Source organism: Paraburkholderia fungorum (assembly GCF_046027605.1).
GTDB lineage: Bacteria > Pseudomonadota > Gammaproteobacteria > Burkholderiales > Burkholderiaceae > Paraburkholderia > Paraburkholderia fungorum_F.
Genome location: NZ_JAQQEF010000056.1, coordinates 1 through 14,575, shown reverse-complemented (window position 1 = coordinate 14,575; position 14,575 = coordinate 1). Strand labels below are relative to the sequence as shown.

The following is a 14,575-nucleotide window of genomic DNA, read 5'->3' as shown; positions in this document are numbered from 1 at the left end:
GGCATGAACGGTTTCACATCAGACATACGAAGACAGGTGCGCACTCGGTGCTGCCACTGTTACGTGGTCCCGCCGACGCGCTATTCGACTATCTCAAGTGCGGTCGTCCCGCGACGTCAACACGAGAAGTGTTTGTGCAGGCGGTAGCGCCTTATGGACCGCTACGTGCCGGTCTTCATCGGGTGCTGAACCACGCCACTGAGGCCGCAGGCGTGTCGCTGACAGGAAAACGCGGGGTTCATGTCTTGAGACATAGCCGGGCTGAGTCTTTGCTGGGTAGCGGCGTATCGATCAAGGTGATCGGAGACATCCTGGGACATTACAGTGTGCGAGCTACAACGATGTATCTCAAGCTGGCAACTGACGATTTACGGTCAGTTGCGCTTGATCTTCCGCAAGAGGTGACGACATGACCAGCAAAGACCTTGTTTGCCGGTTCCTCGACACGCTGTCGATAGGACCTGAGACGCGTAGCGATTACGCCCGTGCCTTGCGGAAGTTTGAGACCTTCATGTCCGACAAAGCGCTTCCGGACGAGGAAAGCACGATTGAAGTCCTGCGAACGTGGTTGCGACAGGAAGCCCGAAAATCGCCAGTGAGTTGTGTGGAAAACCGGGCACGTGTAGTCGTCCGCTACCTCGAATGGCGCACGAACGCCGGAGGTGGCTCCCATCCTGTGCTGGAACTGTACGCCCATTATGGACGACTGATCGGCCCCGTTGTTCGGACCTTGCTCGAAGATGACAACGGACGCGCCCTGCAACGGCTGATTCCATTGCCCGTCTGGGGCAGCATACTTGGCCCTGCAATGCAGCAACACGTTGGGCGAATGAAGTCACTGGGCTACCGGTACGATACGCGCGCGAGTGATCTGCTGCGCTTCGACCGGTTCCTGCAGCGTCACCCAGCACTGGCAACTGTCCCGCTTCGACAGCAGCTCGATGCCTGGCGTAGCGAAAGCCCCGGATTGCGGCATCAGTACCTGGTTCAGCAATGTGGAACCGCGCTGTCAAAGGCGCTACGCCGAAAGGCCCCTGAGGTCCCAACTCTGCCGATAGAACCGGGATTGTATAGCCGACTGACCCAGCAGGAGCGGCGTCCATATCTCTTTGCCGAAGCTGAGATTCGTATGCTGCTCGATGCGGCCCGCACATTCCCTTCACCGAGGGCACCTCTGCGGCCGGTCGCTCTGTACGCAATGATGACGTTGGCATACTGTGCTGGCTTGCGGCTCGGCGAGATCGCATCGCTAACCGTCGGTGATCTGGATCTTGCCCGTGGGCTGCTCGAAGTGCGCGAGACGAAGTTTTTTAAGTCGCGCCGCTTGCCCCTGTCGCCAAGCGCACTCGATGTCCTACGCGCCTATCTGGAAGCACGTGCAGCATCCGGTGCACCAATCACATCGGGAGCTCCCTTGTGGTGGTCGCCGTTGCGGCGATCGGGATACTGCAAAGGGATAATTGAATGGATGTTGACCGAGGTAATCCGTCGTGCGGGGCTTAAACCCGCAAATGGTCAACGAGGGCCGAGGGTTCATGATATTAGGCACACATTCGTTGAGCATCGGATGATGCAATGGTATCGAGCTGGCATCAATCCTCAACCTCGCCTACCCCATCTGGCAGCCTATCTGGGTCACAAGGATATCCGCTCGACACTCGCATACCTACACGTCTCTCCGGAACTACTCCGACAGGCAAGTGAGCGCTATCGGCGTCACAATGCGCGCGTGCTGCGTTCGCCGGGAGAACCGTCATGAAAATGGCACCCCTCGCGTACTGGCTCCACGCGTTCTTCCACGAGTGGCTCGCTGAGCAGCGCAATTGTTCGCGACACACAATTCTGTCCTATCGCGACACCTGGCGACTTTACTTGCGGTTCGTCGCTGCACAGCGACACTGCCCGGTAAGCTCAATCAAGCTTGACGAATTGACCGCCGACGAAGTGGTCGCGTTCCTCAAGCACATCGAATCAGAGCGGCATACATCGATAGGCACACGCAACTGCCGGTTGGCGGCACTCCATTCTTTTTACCGGTTCGTTGCGGACCGGGAGCCGTTAGCGGCCATGCAATGCGCTGCCGTATTGCGCATTCCTGCCAAGAGAGGGCCAATTACCGAAACCGCGTACCTCGACATCGAGGAGGTCGAGGCGATCCTGCGTCAGCCAGACTGCACTACACCAGAGGGACAACGCGATTATGCGCTTCTTGCCTTCCTGTATAACACTGGCGCTCGCATCCAGGAGGCATTGAGTCTGTGTCCGTGCGATATCCGTCTGACGGCGCCGGAGCAGGTGAAGCTTTGTGGTAAGGGCAACAAGATACGGATCTGTCCGATCTGGCCGGAAACGGCGGCATTGCTGGCTGCGTTGCTCAAGCGGAACCCGAGACCGGAAAACGAACCGTTGTTCGTTAATCGTTATGGTTTCCCTCTCGGTGCCGCCGGCGTGCGATACAAGCTCGCGCAGTACGTGCGGACGGCGACGAACGAGCTACCGTCTTTACGGGGGAAACGAGTGCATCCGCACACGTTTCGCCACACGGTCGGGGTCCAACTAGTGGCCTCCGGAGTTGATGTCACCGTGATCAGAAGCTGGTTCGGACACGTGAGTCTCAACACGACAAATCACTACGCGCGCGCGAACATCGAGACCAAGCGGCGCGCTCTTGAACAAATGGACCAGTCAACCCGGCCTCGCAGTCCGCCGCGGTGGCGACGTAATCCGAATCTCCTGGATTGGCTCGACTCTCTATAACCGTCCAATAATGCGAAGCAGGAGGATATCCGATATGTCAAGCAGCACACTTGCGGGCCGTTTCCTCTGCATTACGGCCTCCTTTTTATTACGCCACTAACCGCAAGCTTGCGGTTAGTGACGCAGGCGGACCATATGTTTCGTGTGTGCGCGCTTGTCGTCGGCGCGTACGCGGGTCTGACAGGCCATGAAAGGCTGAAAACCTTCCTTGCGCAGCCCGTCCAGTACGTCGCTGGTCGGAATGTAGGTGTACCGTTCCGAGCGGCTTTCGTGCGCGGACAGCGCGAAGATCGACGGGGCAACCTCTGCAATCTCGTCATTCGTCAGCGGGCGATCCGAACGTGTGCCAACTGCGTTGCGCCCGAAGCGGCTTGTCAGGTAAGTGGTATCCATGCTGTTCCCCAATATCAGGATCAGCCCCAGCCCACAGCTAGGGCCGGGAGTGGTCAATGCGTCAGTCGATGGCGCGCAGAATGTTGGCGGCCTCTACGTGCTGCGCCGCGTAGGCCCGCAGCGCGTGGTAGTGGTCAACGATCCTGTCATCGCCGCACTTTTCCGCCAGATGGCACAGGGCAAACAGCGTGACGACAATGCCGAACGCGTCAGCGCCCATCGTGTCGCTGTAGCCGTTCATGTGCCACCGCACATGCACCCGTCCGCAATTCGCTGGAGCCATATAGAAGCCGCTGTTCGACAACTGGAAGAAGTCCCACGAACCGCCCTTGTAGGCACTCGAAAGGCGGGCAGCCCAGTCGTACACCAATGCCTCGCCACGAAGGTATTGCGCGCCCAGGTAGTGAGGAAGGAAATTCAGACGCAACTCATCGACAACGACTGCCGACGAGATTCTGGTTTCATTGTCAATCACGGTTATCTCCGGAAATGGGCCGCAGCGGAATGCCGGGCCACGCTTTTATATTAGGTCGTATTGACCGTTATATCAAGATTTTAACGATCTTGTTTTTCAATTATAAATATAAATCTATTTAAAATATAAATCGAATCATTGCGTTTTATAAGGGCAATTAGACCTATCGTATCCATGTGGCCCAGCATTCCGCTGCGGCCCATTTCCGGAGGCATCCATAATGGAAGTCGTTGAAATCCGTGTAACTGAATCCGTTCTCGAAGCTAACTTCGGCAACGAAGCGCAGATCGAATACGTTCCGTACGGACGGCTGTGCCGCTCACCGCTGAATATCCGCAAAAAGGCACCCACCGGCATCGAGGCGCTGGCCGGGACGATTGTGGGGAATGGACTGATGCAGAATCTCGTCGTGCATCCCGTCAAAGGGTCGCGCGCGAAGCAGCCGAAGCTTGGGGTCTGCGCCGGTCAGCGGCGTCTCGCCGCGCTCGATCTGCTGGTCTCGCAGGGCAAAATCACTAAGGACTTCAAGGTGCCGGTGCTGATCGTCAGTGAGGGCGAAGCCGTCGCCGCGTCGCTGATCGAAAACCGCGAACGCGAGACGATGCATATCGCGGACGAATGTGGCGCGTTCCGGCTGCTGACCGAGGAAGGCAAGAGCATCGCGCACATTTCGGCACTGTTCAAGGTGTCGGAAATGGTCGTGCGCCGTGCGCTCAAGATCGCAAACCTGTCGCCGGTGCTGCTCGATCTTCTGCGCGATGACAAGCTGGACTACGAGCAGGCAAAGGTGCTTGCGCTGGCCGACGATTACGCGACGCAGGAGCGCGTGTGGAATGACGCCCAGACGCCCTGGCTGCGTCGTCCCGCGGAACTTCGCGCAGCGCTGACGAAAGCGGAACTCGACGCCAGGGAGAATCCGCTCGCAAAATTTGTCGGGCCGGACGCTTACCAGGCCGCAGGCGGTTATGTGCGTCGCGATCTGTTTTCCGACGACCAGAACGCCGGATACATCGCGGATGCGGACCTGCTGCATCGCCTTGCGACTGACCGCCTGATCGAGCTATCCCAGGCCGTGGCCGCTGAGGGGTGGTGTTTCGTGGAGACGCGGACCCGCTGTGACCAGGCCGAACTGTTCCAGTTCGACCGGATTGCGTCGACGACACGCAAGCCGACCAAAGCGGAAAAAGCTGAGCTTGCGACACTTGTCGCTGCGCGCGACGAGGCGAAGGCCACGCTCGATGCGTACTACGCCGATCAGGAAAGCGAGGAAGACGAGGCGCTTTGGGAAAAGCTGGACAACGCGCTCAACGATGCTTCGGCTGCTGTTGACGCCTATGCGGAGCGCTTCGAAACGTTCACCGCCGACGACATGAAGCAGGCCGGTGCGTTCGTCGCCATTGACGAGGACGGGAAGGTGCAGATCACGCGTGGCCTGCGCTGCCGGGAAATCAACGCCGCAGACGCGGGTAGTATCGCTCACTTCACGCATGCGCAGCGAAATCGCGACCTGCCCGCGAAGGCCAGGCCCCTGCACGGCGAAAAGCTGTGCAAATGGCTTACCGCGCACCGCACCGCTGCGGTACAGATCGAGCTTGCGCAGCAGCCGACCGTTGCGCTGGCCGTGCTGATGTACCGGATGATTCCGGCTGTGTTCGATGACGCGTACGGACAGTCATACATCGACCATGCGGTGCGGATCGACGTGCATACCTCGCGCGATGCGCTGGTGTCGAACGCCGACGATATGGCCGACAGCGCTGCCTGGAAGGCGTTTGAAGGCGAGCGGGCGAAGTGGAGCCGGATGCTGCCGAAGCGCACCGATGAACTGCTCGCGTGGCTGCTGCAACAGGACGTGGACGTGATGTCAAACCTGTTTGCATTCTGCGTGGCCGGGACGGTAGACAGCATCAGTCCCGTTGACCGGGCGCACCCGGTCAACGAAGGCGAACACGCTGGAACTGGACCTCACGCGCTACTGGAAGCCAACGCGTGCAGGGTATTTCGAGCACGTCCCGAAAGATCGTATCGTGACCGTTGTCGGCGAGACGGTTTCGCCGCAGGCCGCAGGCGAACTGCGCGGGATGAAAAAGGGCGATGCCGCTGCTGCCGCCGAGCTTCGCATGACGGACTCGGGCTGGTTGCCGGAAGTGCTGCGCAACCGTGAGGTGCCGAAACATGTCACGTACGGCCATTGGGAGGATGACGAGGAAAGCGACGCCGACAGCACGCAGGATGAGTGCAACGACGGGGATGCGGAGGAAGCCGAAGCCGCCTGAACCCTGATGCACTTTGCGTAAGTGCAGGCATGTCACATGCCGCCGTCCGGGTGAAAGTCCGGGCGGTTTTTTGCTTTACGAGTACTGCATAGGAAAAAAAGAAGCCGGTACGCAGACCGGCTTTCCGAGGCTCCTACCGCGTGCCTTTGGGGACCAGGCAGCGGCACGACGATTATGCCAGGCCGCGCGCCTGATGAGACCGCGATTTGCGAAACAGAATGTAACTACGCGGTGCGAGCCAGGGCGGCATCGCGCGCGCCGCGCGCCCGTATCGAGGGCCACGGGGACCCATGCAGAATGCATGGGGAGCGGCCCGACCCGGCGCAGCGCGGCGGGGCGATGCGGTTCAGGGTTTCGTGTGCTGAGGATATTTTTTCTTGAGCGCGTCAATATCGGCATTGCTCACGCGAGGTTCGCCGTACTGTTCGGCGTAGAGGCGGTTCAACTGCATGGTTGAGAGGTGGGGATTCTCAGACTGCAATTGCTCGAAGGTTTTGATGCGAGTGTGGGCCGGTGCCGGTGCCGGTGCATCGGTCGTGGGAGGCGCGGGCTTGTGCGCTTCGAGAGGGGCTGTTGCTCGGGAGGCAGTCACGGGGGCCGGGGCGCTGGGGCGGGCTGCCGCAGCGCCGGATTTGCGTCCGGAACCGGGCGTAGAGGCGGTCTTTCGAAGCCTGTACAGGGTTCCGTGAAACGTCCGAAGGGAGATATCGAGTCCCTGTTCGCGCAAGGTATTCAGGATTTCAACGGCGGGAACGCGAGCGGCGAGCGCCGCCTCGATGTCCGGAAGGAGGGTCTTGAGATGCGAAGCCTTGCTGCGTTTCGGGCTTGTGCAGGCAAGGCGGCGCAACGCGGAAGCAAGCTGTTCGTGATCCATTGGGAAAATGGCGAATAAATGTAGTATGGACGTAGTATGAATGACGACAGCATGTAGGGGCAAGGTTGTATTGTGTAGCATTCCCATGCAATGCGTGATGTATTGATGTAGTAGCGTCGCAGAATATGCGTAGGAAATAATGTGTGGCGAAAGCGGGGCGAGGCACGTCGAATATGTTTACGTAACGCTACGCGTTCCGTAAAATATTTCGTGCCAAAGGGGCGGGCCCCTTTGAAACCCCGCCGCGGTCTATTGCCGCGGCCGCGTGTCGGCGACTCCGTTACTGACACTAAGCACTGCCTGGTATGCGCAATGAATACGGAGGTCCGGCGATGATTCCGAGCAGCGAATGGGTGATCCAGCTTGTAGTGGGGCCGCGTGCCGACGAGCGCGGCAGCGAGCCGCGTTATCTGCCGTGGGCAGGCTATACGTGGCCAATGACGGGTGACCAGGCGATGCGCGCGCTGCGCGAGTGCGAGTTGAAGTGGCCGGAATACGAGTTTCGCGCGCATGCGATCGATGACGACGGCAGGCCGTTCGCGATGGTCGGCGCTGAGATCGACGGTGGTCGCTCGACGGGGCTCTGGTGATGCCAAAGCAAAAAAGCAATGGCGGGGCAGGGCTGGGCAAGCCGATCGCGTTCCGTCTGTCGGATGCGGATCGCGATGCGTACCTTGCCAAGGTGGCGCAAAGCGGGATGACGCAATCGGAGTTTTTCCGGCAGGCGGTGCTGACCAACCGTACGCAGGTGATTGCGCGGCCGGTGGCGAGCGGAGACCGCAAGCGGTTGCTGTACATCTTCAACAAGACCAGCAACAACCTGAACCAGATTGCCCACCGCGCGAACTCAGAGCACGTTCGCGGGAAGCTTTCGGAGGCGACCTACGAGCAACTGCTCACGCAATTGCAGCTGATCGGGCAGTACCTCAAGGCAACCCTGAACAAGGTCGACTGAGTGTGTCACGAACACGGGCGTGAGTCCGTGATGCTGTACCGAAGATGGGAGCTGGCCTCCCGAAGTCGGCTTGCAGGAGTCGGCTTCAAACCGCCCAGTGCTGCTGCGCTCAAAAGGCGTGGTGGTGAGCGACTGTGGAAAAGGCGTCAACTAAAGACGTCAGGTACGTGTTGAGAAGATGAGCGAAAGCAAACCGTCCGATGACGCATCGTTACCTTGTAAAAGCGCTGTCAGAACCGAGGCCGTCAGTCAGCTTCGGGATAAGTCGGGACGACACCTGTTTACGGACCCGTCGGCAGCCGGTGTAAAGGCGGCATGATCTCAATGCAGGCTTTGGTATGGAACGTGAGAACCTTGTTCCGGATGTGAAGGGAAATGACAAATGGCAGACACCATGAGAAAGAATACCGATGCCGGAACGAGGGGCGGAGCGGCCCGTAGTAGTGTTGAAGCCTTTGTAATGAAGGTGGAGCGAAGGGGCAGCGTTATCCGGTTGACGAGCGTTGCCAACCTGCGTTGCGGGGATGAGTGACATGACATCAACGAAACCGTATGGCATTGCGAAGCGCATGGTGTGGAAGGCTTACCAGTTGGTGAAGGCCAACCGCGGTGCTGCTGGCGTGGACGATGAAACAATTGCCATGTTCGAGCAGAACCTTTCGGGAAATCTGTACAAGTTGTGGAACCGGATGTCGTCGGTTGTGCCATGAACGTGTCCGCTCTTCTGGGGACACGATGCTGTATCTGAGATGGAGGTAGGCCCTCCGGAGCCGGCGTGCAGGCGCAGGCTTCAAACAGCCGTAAGCTGCTTCAGTTCGAAAGTCTGCGGTGGTGAACGTTACGGTTAAAAGGCGTGATCAAACACGTCATGTAGGGATTAGAGAGACGAACGCAAGTGAACCACCGATGACGCATCGAAAATCCGGTATAGACGACATCAAAACTGGGGGCGCCGATGACTCCCGGAATCAGCATGGCGGGAACCTGCTTATTGGCCATGTGGTGTCCGGTGTACAGGTGGCGTGACTCTAATTCAGGCTCAAATACGGAACTTGGGAACTCTGCATGTGATGTTAAGGGAAAACCTTATAAGTGGAACCCACGAAGGGGGAAAGTACCGATGCACATGCAGGGGGCGGATCATCCCGTACGAGCGTTGAAGCGCCTGTAATGGGCGTGGAGCAAAGGGGATGACCCAGCTCAACGAAGATTGTCGCCAACCGGGAAGCCGGGATGAGCATTGATCTTCCGCGTCGACCTGTCGTCGCGAGATGACAGATGAACGGCTGGGACGAGCCGTGTAAATCGAGAGGTTTACGCACGGTTCTGTGGGCGGCTGGTGGTGAAATTCCACCGGCCGACCCGGCGGTCGTACTTCCCGCCGCCGGTGAAGCAGGTTGAGATTCCGAAGGCCAAGGGCGGCACGAGAAAACTGGGGGTGCCCACGGTGTCGGATCGGATTGCTCAAACTGTGGTCAAGCTCATGATCGAGCCGACGCTTGAGCCGGTGTTTCACCCGGATTCCTATGGGTACCGGCCGGGCAAATCGGCGAAACAGGCAATTGCCGTGACGCGTACGCGTTGCTGGAAATACGACTGGGTTGTTGAGTTTGACATCAAGGCGGCGTTCGACCAGATCGATCATGTGTTGTTGTTAAAGGCGGTGCGACGCCACATCAAGGAGGACTGGATCCTGCTGTACATCGAGCGGTGGCTGACTGCACCGTTCGAAACTGCGGAGGGGGCAAGTCTGCCCCGAACGCGGGGTACACCGCAGGGGGGAGTGGTCAGCCCGAACTTGATGAATCTGTTTATGCACTATGCGTTCGATAGCTGGATGCAGCGGACCTGGCCTCAGTCTCCCTTTGCGCGTTACGCCGACGATGCGGTGGTTCATTGCCGCAGCCTGGCACAGGCGCAAGCCGTGATGCGAGCGATTGCAACACGGCTGGAAGAATGTGGCCTGACGATGCATCCGGAGAAGTCGAAGATCGTGTATTGCAAGGACAGTAATCGCACTGGCACTTATCCGAATGTGCAGTTCACATTCCTCGGTTTTACGTTCAGACCGAGAGAGGCAGTGGACAAATACCGCAAGCAATTTACCAGTTTTCTGCCGGCGGTAAGCAGCGATGCGCTAAAGCGGATGAGGAAGACAGTGCGGAGTTGGCGAATACATCGACGAACATCGGCGACGCTTGATGAACTTGCGCAGCAATGCAACACGACGATACAAGGGTGGTGGAACTACTATGGGGCGTTCTATCGGACGGCGATGCACAGCCTCTTCGGCTACGTTGACCAAAGGCTTGAGCAGTGGGCTCGACGAAAGTACAAGAGGTTGCGGCAGCACAATCGGCGTAGTCATGAATGGCTACACAAGATGGCGGCCATCTATCCCAGGTTGTTTGTCCACTGGCGTGTCGGTGGGCCAAAGGTTGGATAACGGGAGCCGTATGAAGCGAGAGCTTCACGTACGGTTCTGCGAGAGGCTCGGGGCGAAGCTCCCCGAGTCTACTTACCTAGCGATGGGAATGGATCAAAAGCAGGCTGCCATCATGGCTGCCGTCGAGCTGGAGACGAAGCTGCACTTCGATCGCGATCATGACGGTGCGCGTACGCTAACGCAGCCGGAATGCGACAGCGCCCGGGCGTTCGTCGATTCCGCTGGCAATCTGCTGCTGTCGATCGTGCACAGCACGCTGCATTTGCGCATCGAAGGGGCTGAGCGCTGGCTCGCCGAGCGCGGGACGCTGGAGTAGGACGATGCTCATACGCGTATGCGGCTATCACGACGGGATCAAGGCATACCTGGAGAAGGGCCAGAAGCAGGGTCGCGAAATGGAACGCGACGAGATGGACGAGCGCGTGATACTCGCTGGCGATCTCGATCTGACGAACGACATCATCCAGTCGATCGACACGGACGCCGAGCGCTACCTGAATGTCACGCTGTCATTCAAGGAAGACGAGGTTGACCGCGAGCTGTTAGGTGAGATTGTTCGGGAGTTCGAGGCGTTTGCGTTTGCCGCGTACCGTCCGGATGAATATAACTTCTACGCCGAAGCGCACGTGCCGCGGATCAAGAGCTATGCGGACCGCAAGACGGGCGAGCCCGTCGAGCGCAAGGTACACGTGCATGTGGTGATCCCGGAAATGAATCTGGTGACAGGCCGACGTCTTGATCCGTTCGGGAAGGTCGACCATAACGAGCGCTACCTGGAGGCTTTTCAGGAGCACATCAACGCGAAGTATGGACTTGCGAGTCCGAAAGACAACCGGCGTGTGCAGTTCACCGACGCGTCCGAGATGATCAGCCGGTACAAGGGCGACGTATTCGAGGGCGCTAACCGCGGACTGAAGGCCTCGATCCTCGCGGCGGTGATGACGCGTGACGTCAAGCGATATGACGACTTCAGGGCGTTGCTCACGGAGTACGGCGAGACGCGCACGCGCAATGCCGGCAGGGAGTCGGAGTACGAGAACGTCAAGCCGATCGGCGCGCCGAAGGGTGTCAACCTGAAGGAATTCGTGTTCTCGCGTGAATTCATCGAGCTTGATGCCACGGCTAAACGTGAGGCGCTCGAATCGAATGTGCATGTGCAGTACGTCGAGCCGGGTGTACCGCGCGATACGCCACTGGTCTATCTCGATGCGCTCGGCGCGTGGCACGACACGCGCGCGCGAGAGATCAAGTATCTGAACAGCGGTAGCAGTTTTTACAAGACGTATCAGGCCGCGTCGCCGGCGGAGCAGCGACGCATTCTCGAACACCGCGAACAGCGGTTCTACGATGCAACAGGAGGGCTCAATGAGCGCACACGAGAGCGAACACAACAGCGCCACGATCGATTCGGACACTGGCGAGATTGGAGGCGGATGGGAGCCGCCGGAGCAGGAGGGCGTGCGCGAGAGCACGGCGCCGGGAGGGAGCCGGAAAGGGCAGGGCAGTTGCAGCAATGGTGGAACGAGCTCGAACGCGCGCACCGCGAGATCACAGGACGATGGCGAGCCGGAGCGGATCACGACCTTGACGCTCGCTTCGATCGATCCGGCACGCCGTCCCAATCCGCCCACCGTGTGCATGGCATGTCCGGCCGCGGTGTGGATGGCGACGCCGCGCGACGTCAAGTGCTTCTGCCGCCTGATGCATTACTGGAGCTGGGAAACCAGCAAGCCGAACGAATTGACGCATTGCGATGGTCTGGCGATCGCGAGCGAGCGGGAAGAGGACAGCTAGAAACATCGGTGCCGCGGCCCCGATGGCGCGAAGGTGCCGACCGCGACTTCGAACCCGGCGGAAGTTACGACGAGACGGACGGGCGCTGGCAATGGCCGGGCGAGCCCGATGCTGTTGCCAGGTCCGGCGGCGAACCCGAATGGAAAGTGAGGGTCGATCGCATGTTTGTCGCCTGGGACCAGGCAGACGAGGCGGGGCGGACGCGTCTTGCGCGTACCGGTGCCGAGAAGTTCATGCGGGCCGGAGGACAGTTCGACTCACGCGAGCCTTTTGGTCTGAGCGATGCGTCTGGCGGTAGCCGCATTCCCGCAGGGTTCGGGCCACGTGAGGAGATCCGCAACCTCGCGGATGTGCAATCGTTCGATGCGATCGAATCGCTGCCCTTCGAGATCCGGCCAACCGATGCGCAGTTTCCGACGGACGGCGCGTCGGTCGATTTCAATGCACGTGCGCGCGCGTCGACCGGGCGCGCGGCGGATACCGTTCGCGACCAGTTTGCACGTGACCTGTCCGAGGCTCGCAGGGCACGACGGGCCCGGGAGCGGGAGGAGTTCACCGAGATCCGCGCGACGCTCGACGCGGGCCGGCTGCTGGCCGCGCTCGCGCACTCGCACGGACTGATCGTCGAAAAGTATTTGATCGGTAAAGGCGCGGACGGCGGTGACAGAATCCAGACCGGCTCGCGCAATCTGAATGTGTCTGACTTCCTCACCAAAGAGATGAACCTGTCATGGGAGGAGGCGGCGCAGTTGCTGCGCGAGACGTATCGTGCACAGACAGGACGTGATCCGGAGCATGCACCGAGGCGTACGCCTGAACGACACCTATGGGGCGAGTTCCAGCAATGGCGATCGGCATACCGGAACGAGCTACGTCGCGCGTGGGATGCGCAGGCCGATCATGAGAGTGAGCGGCGAAAGGCGGTCAAATCGGAGTTCTACAGTTCCCGCAGCGCGCTCATTGAACGCCCGCGCATGGACCTGTCAGGCGCGCAGCGCCGCGAGCAGCTGTCCGCAGCACGTGTTGCGCGCCTTGAGGCAGAGGCCGCGCTGCGTGTGCAGATCGCGAAAGAGCGGGATGCGCTGAACGGCGCCGCAAGCCGGCCGTTGACCGAGCAGTATCGTGACTTCCTGCAGGAGCGCGCTCAGAAAGGTGACGAACGGGCGCTGCGTGAGTTGCGCCGGATGCAGCAGATCCGCCTGCGGACGAAACGTGCAGACGACGAACGCGCGGTCATTTTCAGTACGCCGTCGCGTGCTGTGGAACGACCGGAAGCGCACGATCGCAACGAGATCATATACGCCAGCCCGTCGATCACGTACGAGGTGCGGGCCAGTGGCGAGGTCGACTACCGGAAGGACGGCGTGGCGTTCCTCGTCGACGAGGGTCGCACGCTAAGGCTGTGGGACAGCGAGCGCGAGGCGGTCGAGATTGCGCTGCGCTTCGCGCAGCAGAAGTTCGGCAGCACGCTGTCGCTGTCCGGACCTGAGGCGTTCCAGGCGGCCGCCGCGCGCGTAGCAGCCGAGACGCGCATGCGCATCGTGTTCGAGCTGCCGGAGCTGGAAAACATCCGGCAGGTCCGGCTTGCGGAGCTCGACGCCGAGGCGCAGGAACGTCGGGCGGCGCAGCGTGAGCGCGAGGCATGGGAGCGTGACGAGCTGCGCGATGCCGTGCGCCATCCGCCGCCACCCGCTCGGGAAGATCCGTCCAATCCAGACCAGGATGCGGCATCGCCCGCTGATCCCGATGCACCCGACAGTGGGCCAGATATTGACCGATGAATCATCAATCTGAGAGAAGAAAATGAATCAGCTTGCACGCATCGACCGCGACAGCCCGGTTGCGATCGCGCCCGGCGTAATCTTCAGCGGCCCGCAGTCGCAGATCGTAAATCTGCCGAGCTACATCAAGGGCGGCGTCGGCGCGATCGCTGTTTTTGCCGCCTACCTTTATGCGCTGAGCGCCGGCCAGCGCCCTGGTTTGCACCGGTCGTCGCGTTGCTCACGATCGCGGTGGGCGTCGTCGTCGCGTACCTGCGTACGGCGTACACCGAAACCATCATTGACGCGGCCCGCATCACCTGCAGGCAGGGCATTCTCAGCCGGCAGGTGGAGAGCCTCGAACTCTTCCGTATCGAGGATGTGACGTCGTTGCATCCCTGGTGGCAACGACCTTTCGGTATTGGCACGGTGCTCGTGCTGACCAGCGACTCGAACAATCCGCAGTGGCGTCTTCCCGGCATGCGCGGCGCCGAGCAGCTGAGAGGCGAACTGAATCGTGCCGCGATCGCGTTGCGCGACGCGAAGGGGCATTCGCGAAGTCAACATGGGTCGGCTGTAAAGCCGATCGCGGCCTGGCACCGGAAGGCCGCCGTAGCAATCGCGAAAAGCCGGATGGAGCTGTGATCGCGCAACTTCTGGTCGAGCGGCGAGAGACATTACGCAATATTGCGACGCGACGCTCGAAGAAGCGCGGATCGAGTCAGCCGGCATCGTCACGCGGCCGGAAGGACGGGATCAGCGCAGCCGGCAGCGCCTACAATGGCTTTGTCGCGGTAAGGATCGAGGGGCGAGTGAGATCGATATGCGAAGTACTGCTTATATTT

15 protein-coding genes and 1 pseudogene are annotated in these 14,575 nt (G+C 60.1%); 12 read left to right on the top strand and 4 right to left on the bottom strand.

Features of this window, described 5'->3' with window-relative positions; translation table 11 throughout:
- The 3 genes from PQR53_RS38395 to PQR53_RS38385 all read left to right on the top strand — a co-directional run.
- On the top strand, window positions 1-413 hold a 413-nt coding region (locus PQR53_RS38395), incomplete at its 5' end, for a tyrosine-type recombinase/integrase (RefSeq protein ID WP_408465757.1).
- Window positions 410-1,759, top strand: a complete 1,350-nt coding sequence (locus PQR53_RS38390) for a tyrosine-type recombinase/integrase (protein ID WP_408465755.1) — start codon at window positions 410-412, stop codon at window positions 1,757-1,759. The genes PQR53_RS38395 and PQR53_RS38390, both read left to right, overlap by 4 nt.
- Window positions 1,756-2,757 carry a tyrosine-type recombinase/integrase gene (locus PQR53_RS38385; protein ID WP_408465753.1) on the top strand — a complete coding sequence of 334 codons (1,002 nt, stop codon included), beginning with the start codon at window positions 1,756-1,758 and terminating at the stop codon, window positions 2,755-2,757. The genes PQR53_RS38390 and PQR53_RS38385 overlap by 4 nt, the downstream gene beginning before the upstream one ends.
- 117 nt (window positions 2,758-2,874) lie before the next feature.
- Here the strand turns inward: PQR53_RS38385 and PQR53_RS38380 are convergent.
- Window positions 2,875-3,150, bottom strand: a pseudogene (locus PQR53_RS38380) (DUF932 domain-containing protein); the annotation flags it as partial.
- 61 nt (window positions 3,151-3,211) lie between these two features.
- Window positions 3,212-3,625 carry an antirestriction protein gene (locus tag PQR53_RS38375; RefSeq protein ID WP_115783779.1) on the bottom strand — a complete coding sequence of 138 codons (414 nt, stop codon included), beginning with the start codon at window positions 3,623-3,625 and terminating at the stop codon, window positions 3,212-3,214.
- 220 nt (window positions 3,626-3,845) lie between these two features.
- Here PQR53_RS38375 and PQR53_RS38370 point away from each other — a divergent pair, with 220 nt between their 5' ends.
- Both PQR53_RS38370 and PQR53_RS38365 read left to right on the top strand, forming a co-directional pair.
- On the top strand, window positions 3,846-5,789 hold the full coding sequence (locus PQR53_RS38370; protein ID WP_408465750.1) for a ParB/RepB/Spo0J family partition protein: 1,944 nt from the start codon (window positions 3,846-3,848) through the stop codon (window positions 5,787-5,789).
- Window positions 5,746-5,901, top strand: a complete 156-nt coding sequence (locus PQR53_RS38365) for a hypothetical protein (RefSeq protein ID WP_408465748.1) — start codon at window positions 5,746-5,748, stop codon at window positions 5,899-5,901. Before PQR53_RS38370 ends, PQR53_RS38365 begins: the two co-directional genes overlap by 44 nt.
- 346 nt (window positions 5,902-6,247) lie before the next feature.
- Here the strand turns inward: PQR53_RS38365 and PQR53_RS38360 are convergent, their stop codons facing one another.
- Window positions 6,248-6,775 (bottom strand): hypothetical protein, encoded by a 528-nt coding sequence (locus PQR53_RS38360; RefSeq protein WP_408465746.1) that lies wholly within the window; start codon window positions 6,773-6,775, stop codon window positions 6,248-6,250.
- Window positions 6,776-7,107: 332 nt separating this feature from the next.
- On the opposite strand from PQR53_RS38360, the gene PQR53_RS38355 reads away from it, so the two are divergent.
- The 6 genes from PQR53_RS38355 (at window position 7,108) to PQR53_RS38330 (ending at window position 13,751) form a co-directional block, all read left to right on the top strand.
- On the top strand, window positions 7,108-7,365 hold the full coding sequence (locus PQR53_RS38355) for a hypothetical protein (protein WP_408465744.1): 258 nt from the start codon (window positions 7,108-7,110) through the stop codon (window positions 7,363-7,365).
- The gene (locus tag PQR53_RS38350) at window positions 7,365-7,730 is read left to right on the top strand and encodes a plasmid mobilization protein (RefSeq protein ID WP_172171424.1); all 366 of its coding nucleotides are present in this window, start codon (window positions 7,365-7,367) and stop codon (window positions 7,728-7,730) included. Before PQR53_RS38355 ends, PQR53_RS38350 begins: the two co-directional genes overlap by 1 nt.
- A gap of 533 nt (window positions 7,731-8,263) precedes the next feature.
- Window positions 8,264-8,440: a hypothetical protein gene (locus PQR53_RS38345; RefSeq protein WP_408465742.1), complete on the top strand. Its 177-nt coding sequence runs from the start codon at window positions 8,264-8,266 to the stop codon at window positions 8,438-8,440.
- Window positions 8,441-9,072: 632 nt separating this feature from the next.
- Window positions 9,073-10,176 (top strand): group II intron reverse transcriptase/maturase, encoded by a 1,104-nt coding sequence (ltrA, locus tag PQR53_RS38340; RefSeq protein WP_408465740.1) that lies wholly within the window; start codon window positions 9,073-9,075, stop codon window positions 10,174-10,176.
- A gap of 88 nt (window positions 10,177-10,264) precedes the next feature.
- The gene (locus tag PQR53_RS38335) at window positions 10,265-10,492 is read left to right on the top strand and encodes a hypothetical protein (RefSeq protein ID WP_408465738.1); all 228 of its coding nucleotides are present in this window, start codon (window positions 10,265-10,267) and stop codon (window positions 10,490-10,492) included.
- 4 nt (window positions 10,493-10,496) lie between these two features.
- Window positions 10,497-13,751, top strand: a complete 3,255-nt coding sequence (locus PQR53_RS38330) for an LPD7 domain-containing protein (protein ID WP_408465736.1) — start codon at window positions 10,497-10,499, stop codon at window positions 13,749-13,751.
- Window positions 13,752-13,755: 4 nt separating this feature from the next.
- Here PQR53_RS38330 and PQR53_RS38325 read toward each other — a convergent pair whose 3' ends face one another.
- A complete protein-coding gene (locus tag PQR53_RS38325) occupies window positions 13,756-13,956 on the bottom strand; it encodes a hypothetical protein (RefSeq protein ID WP_408465734.1) in 201 nt (66 codons plus the stop codon).
- 11 nt (window positions 13,957-13,967) lie between these two features.
- On the opposite strand from PQR53_RS38325, the gene PQR53_RS38320 reads away from it, so the two are divergent.
- A complete protein-coding gene (locus tag PQR53_RS38320; RefSeq protein ID WP_408465732.1) occupies window positions 13,968-14,375 on the top strand; it encodes a PH domain-containing protein in 408 nt (135 codons plus the stop codon).
- The last annotated feature ends 200 nt before the right edge of the window (window positions 14,376-14,575 follow it).

Coding starts and splice junctions, on each gene's coding strand:
- PQR53_RS38355 (WP_408465744.1), top strand. CDS start 7,108: ATGATTCCGAGCAGCGAATGGGTGATCCAGCTTGTAGTGGGGCCGCGT.
- PQR53_RS38385 (WP_408465753.1), top strand. CDS start 1,756: ATGAAAATGGCACCCCTCGCGTACTGGCTCCACGCGTTCTTCCACGAG.
- PQR53_RS38330 (WP_408465736.1), top strand. CDS start 10,497: ATGCTCATACGCGTATGCGGCTATCACGACGGGATCAAGGCATACCTG.
- PQR53_RS38390 (WP_408465755.1), top strand. CDS start 410: ATGACCAGCAAAGACCTTGTTTGCCGGTTCCTCGACACGCTGTCGATA.
- PQR53_RS38335 (WP_408465738.1), top strand. CDS start 10,265: ATGGATCAAAAGCAGGCTGCCATCATGGCTGCCGTCGAGCTGGAGACG.
- PQR53_RS38345 (WP_408465742.1), top strand. CDS start 8,264: ATGACATCAACGAAACCGTATGGCATTGCGAAGCGCATGGTGTGGAAG.
- PQR53_RS38365 (WP_408465748.1), top strand. CDS start 5,746: ATGACGGACTCGGGCTGGTTGCCGGAAGTGCTGCGCAACCGTGAGGTG.
- PQR53_RS38360 (WP_408465746.1), bottom strand. CDS start 6,775: ATGGATCACGAACAGCTTGCTTCCGCGTTGCGCCGCCTTGCCTGCACA.
- PQR53_RS38370 (WP_408465750.1), top strand. CDS start 3,846: ATGGAAGTCGTTGAAATCCGTGTAACTGAATCCGTTCTCGAAGCTAAC.
- PQR53_RS38350 (WP_172171424.1), top strand. CDS start 7,365: ATGCCAAAGCAAAAAAGCAATGGCGGGGCAGGGCTGGGCAAGCCGATC.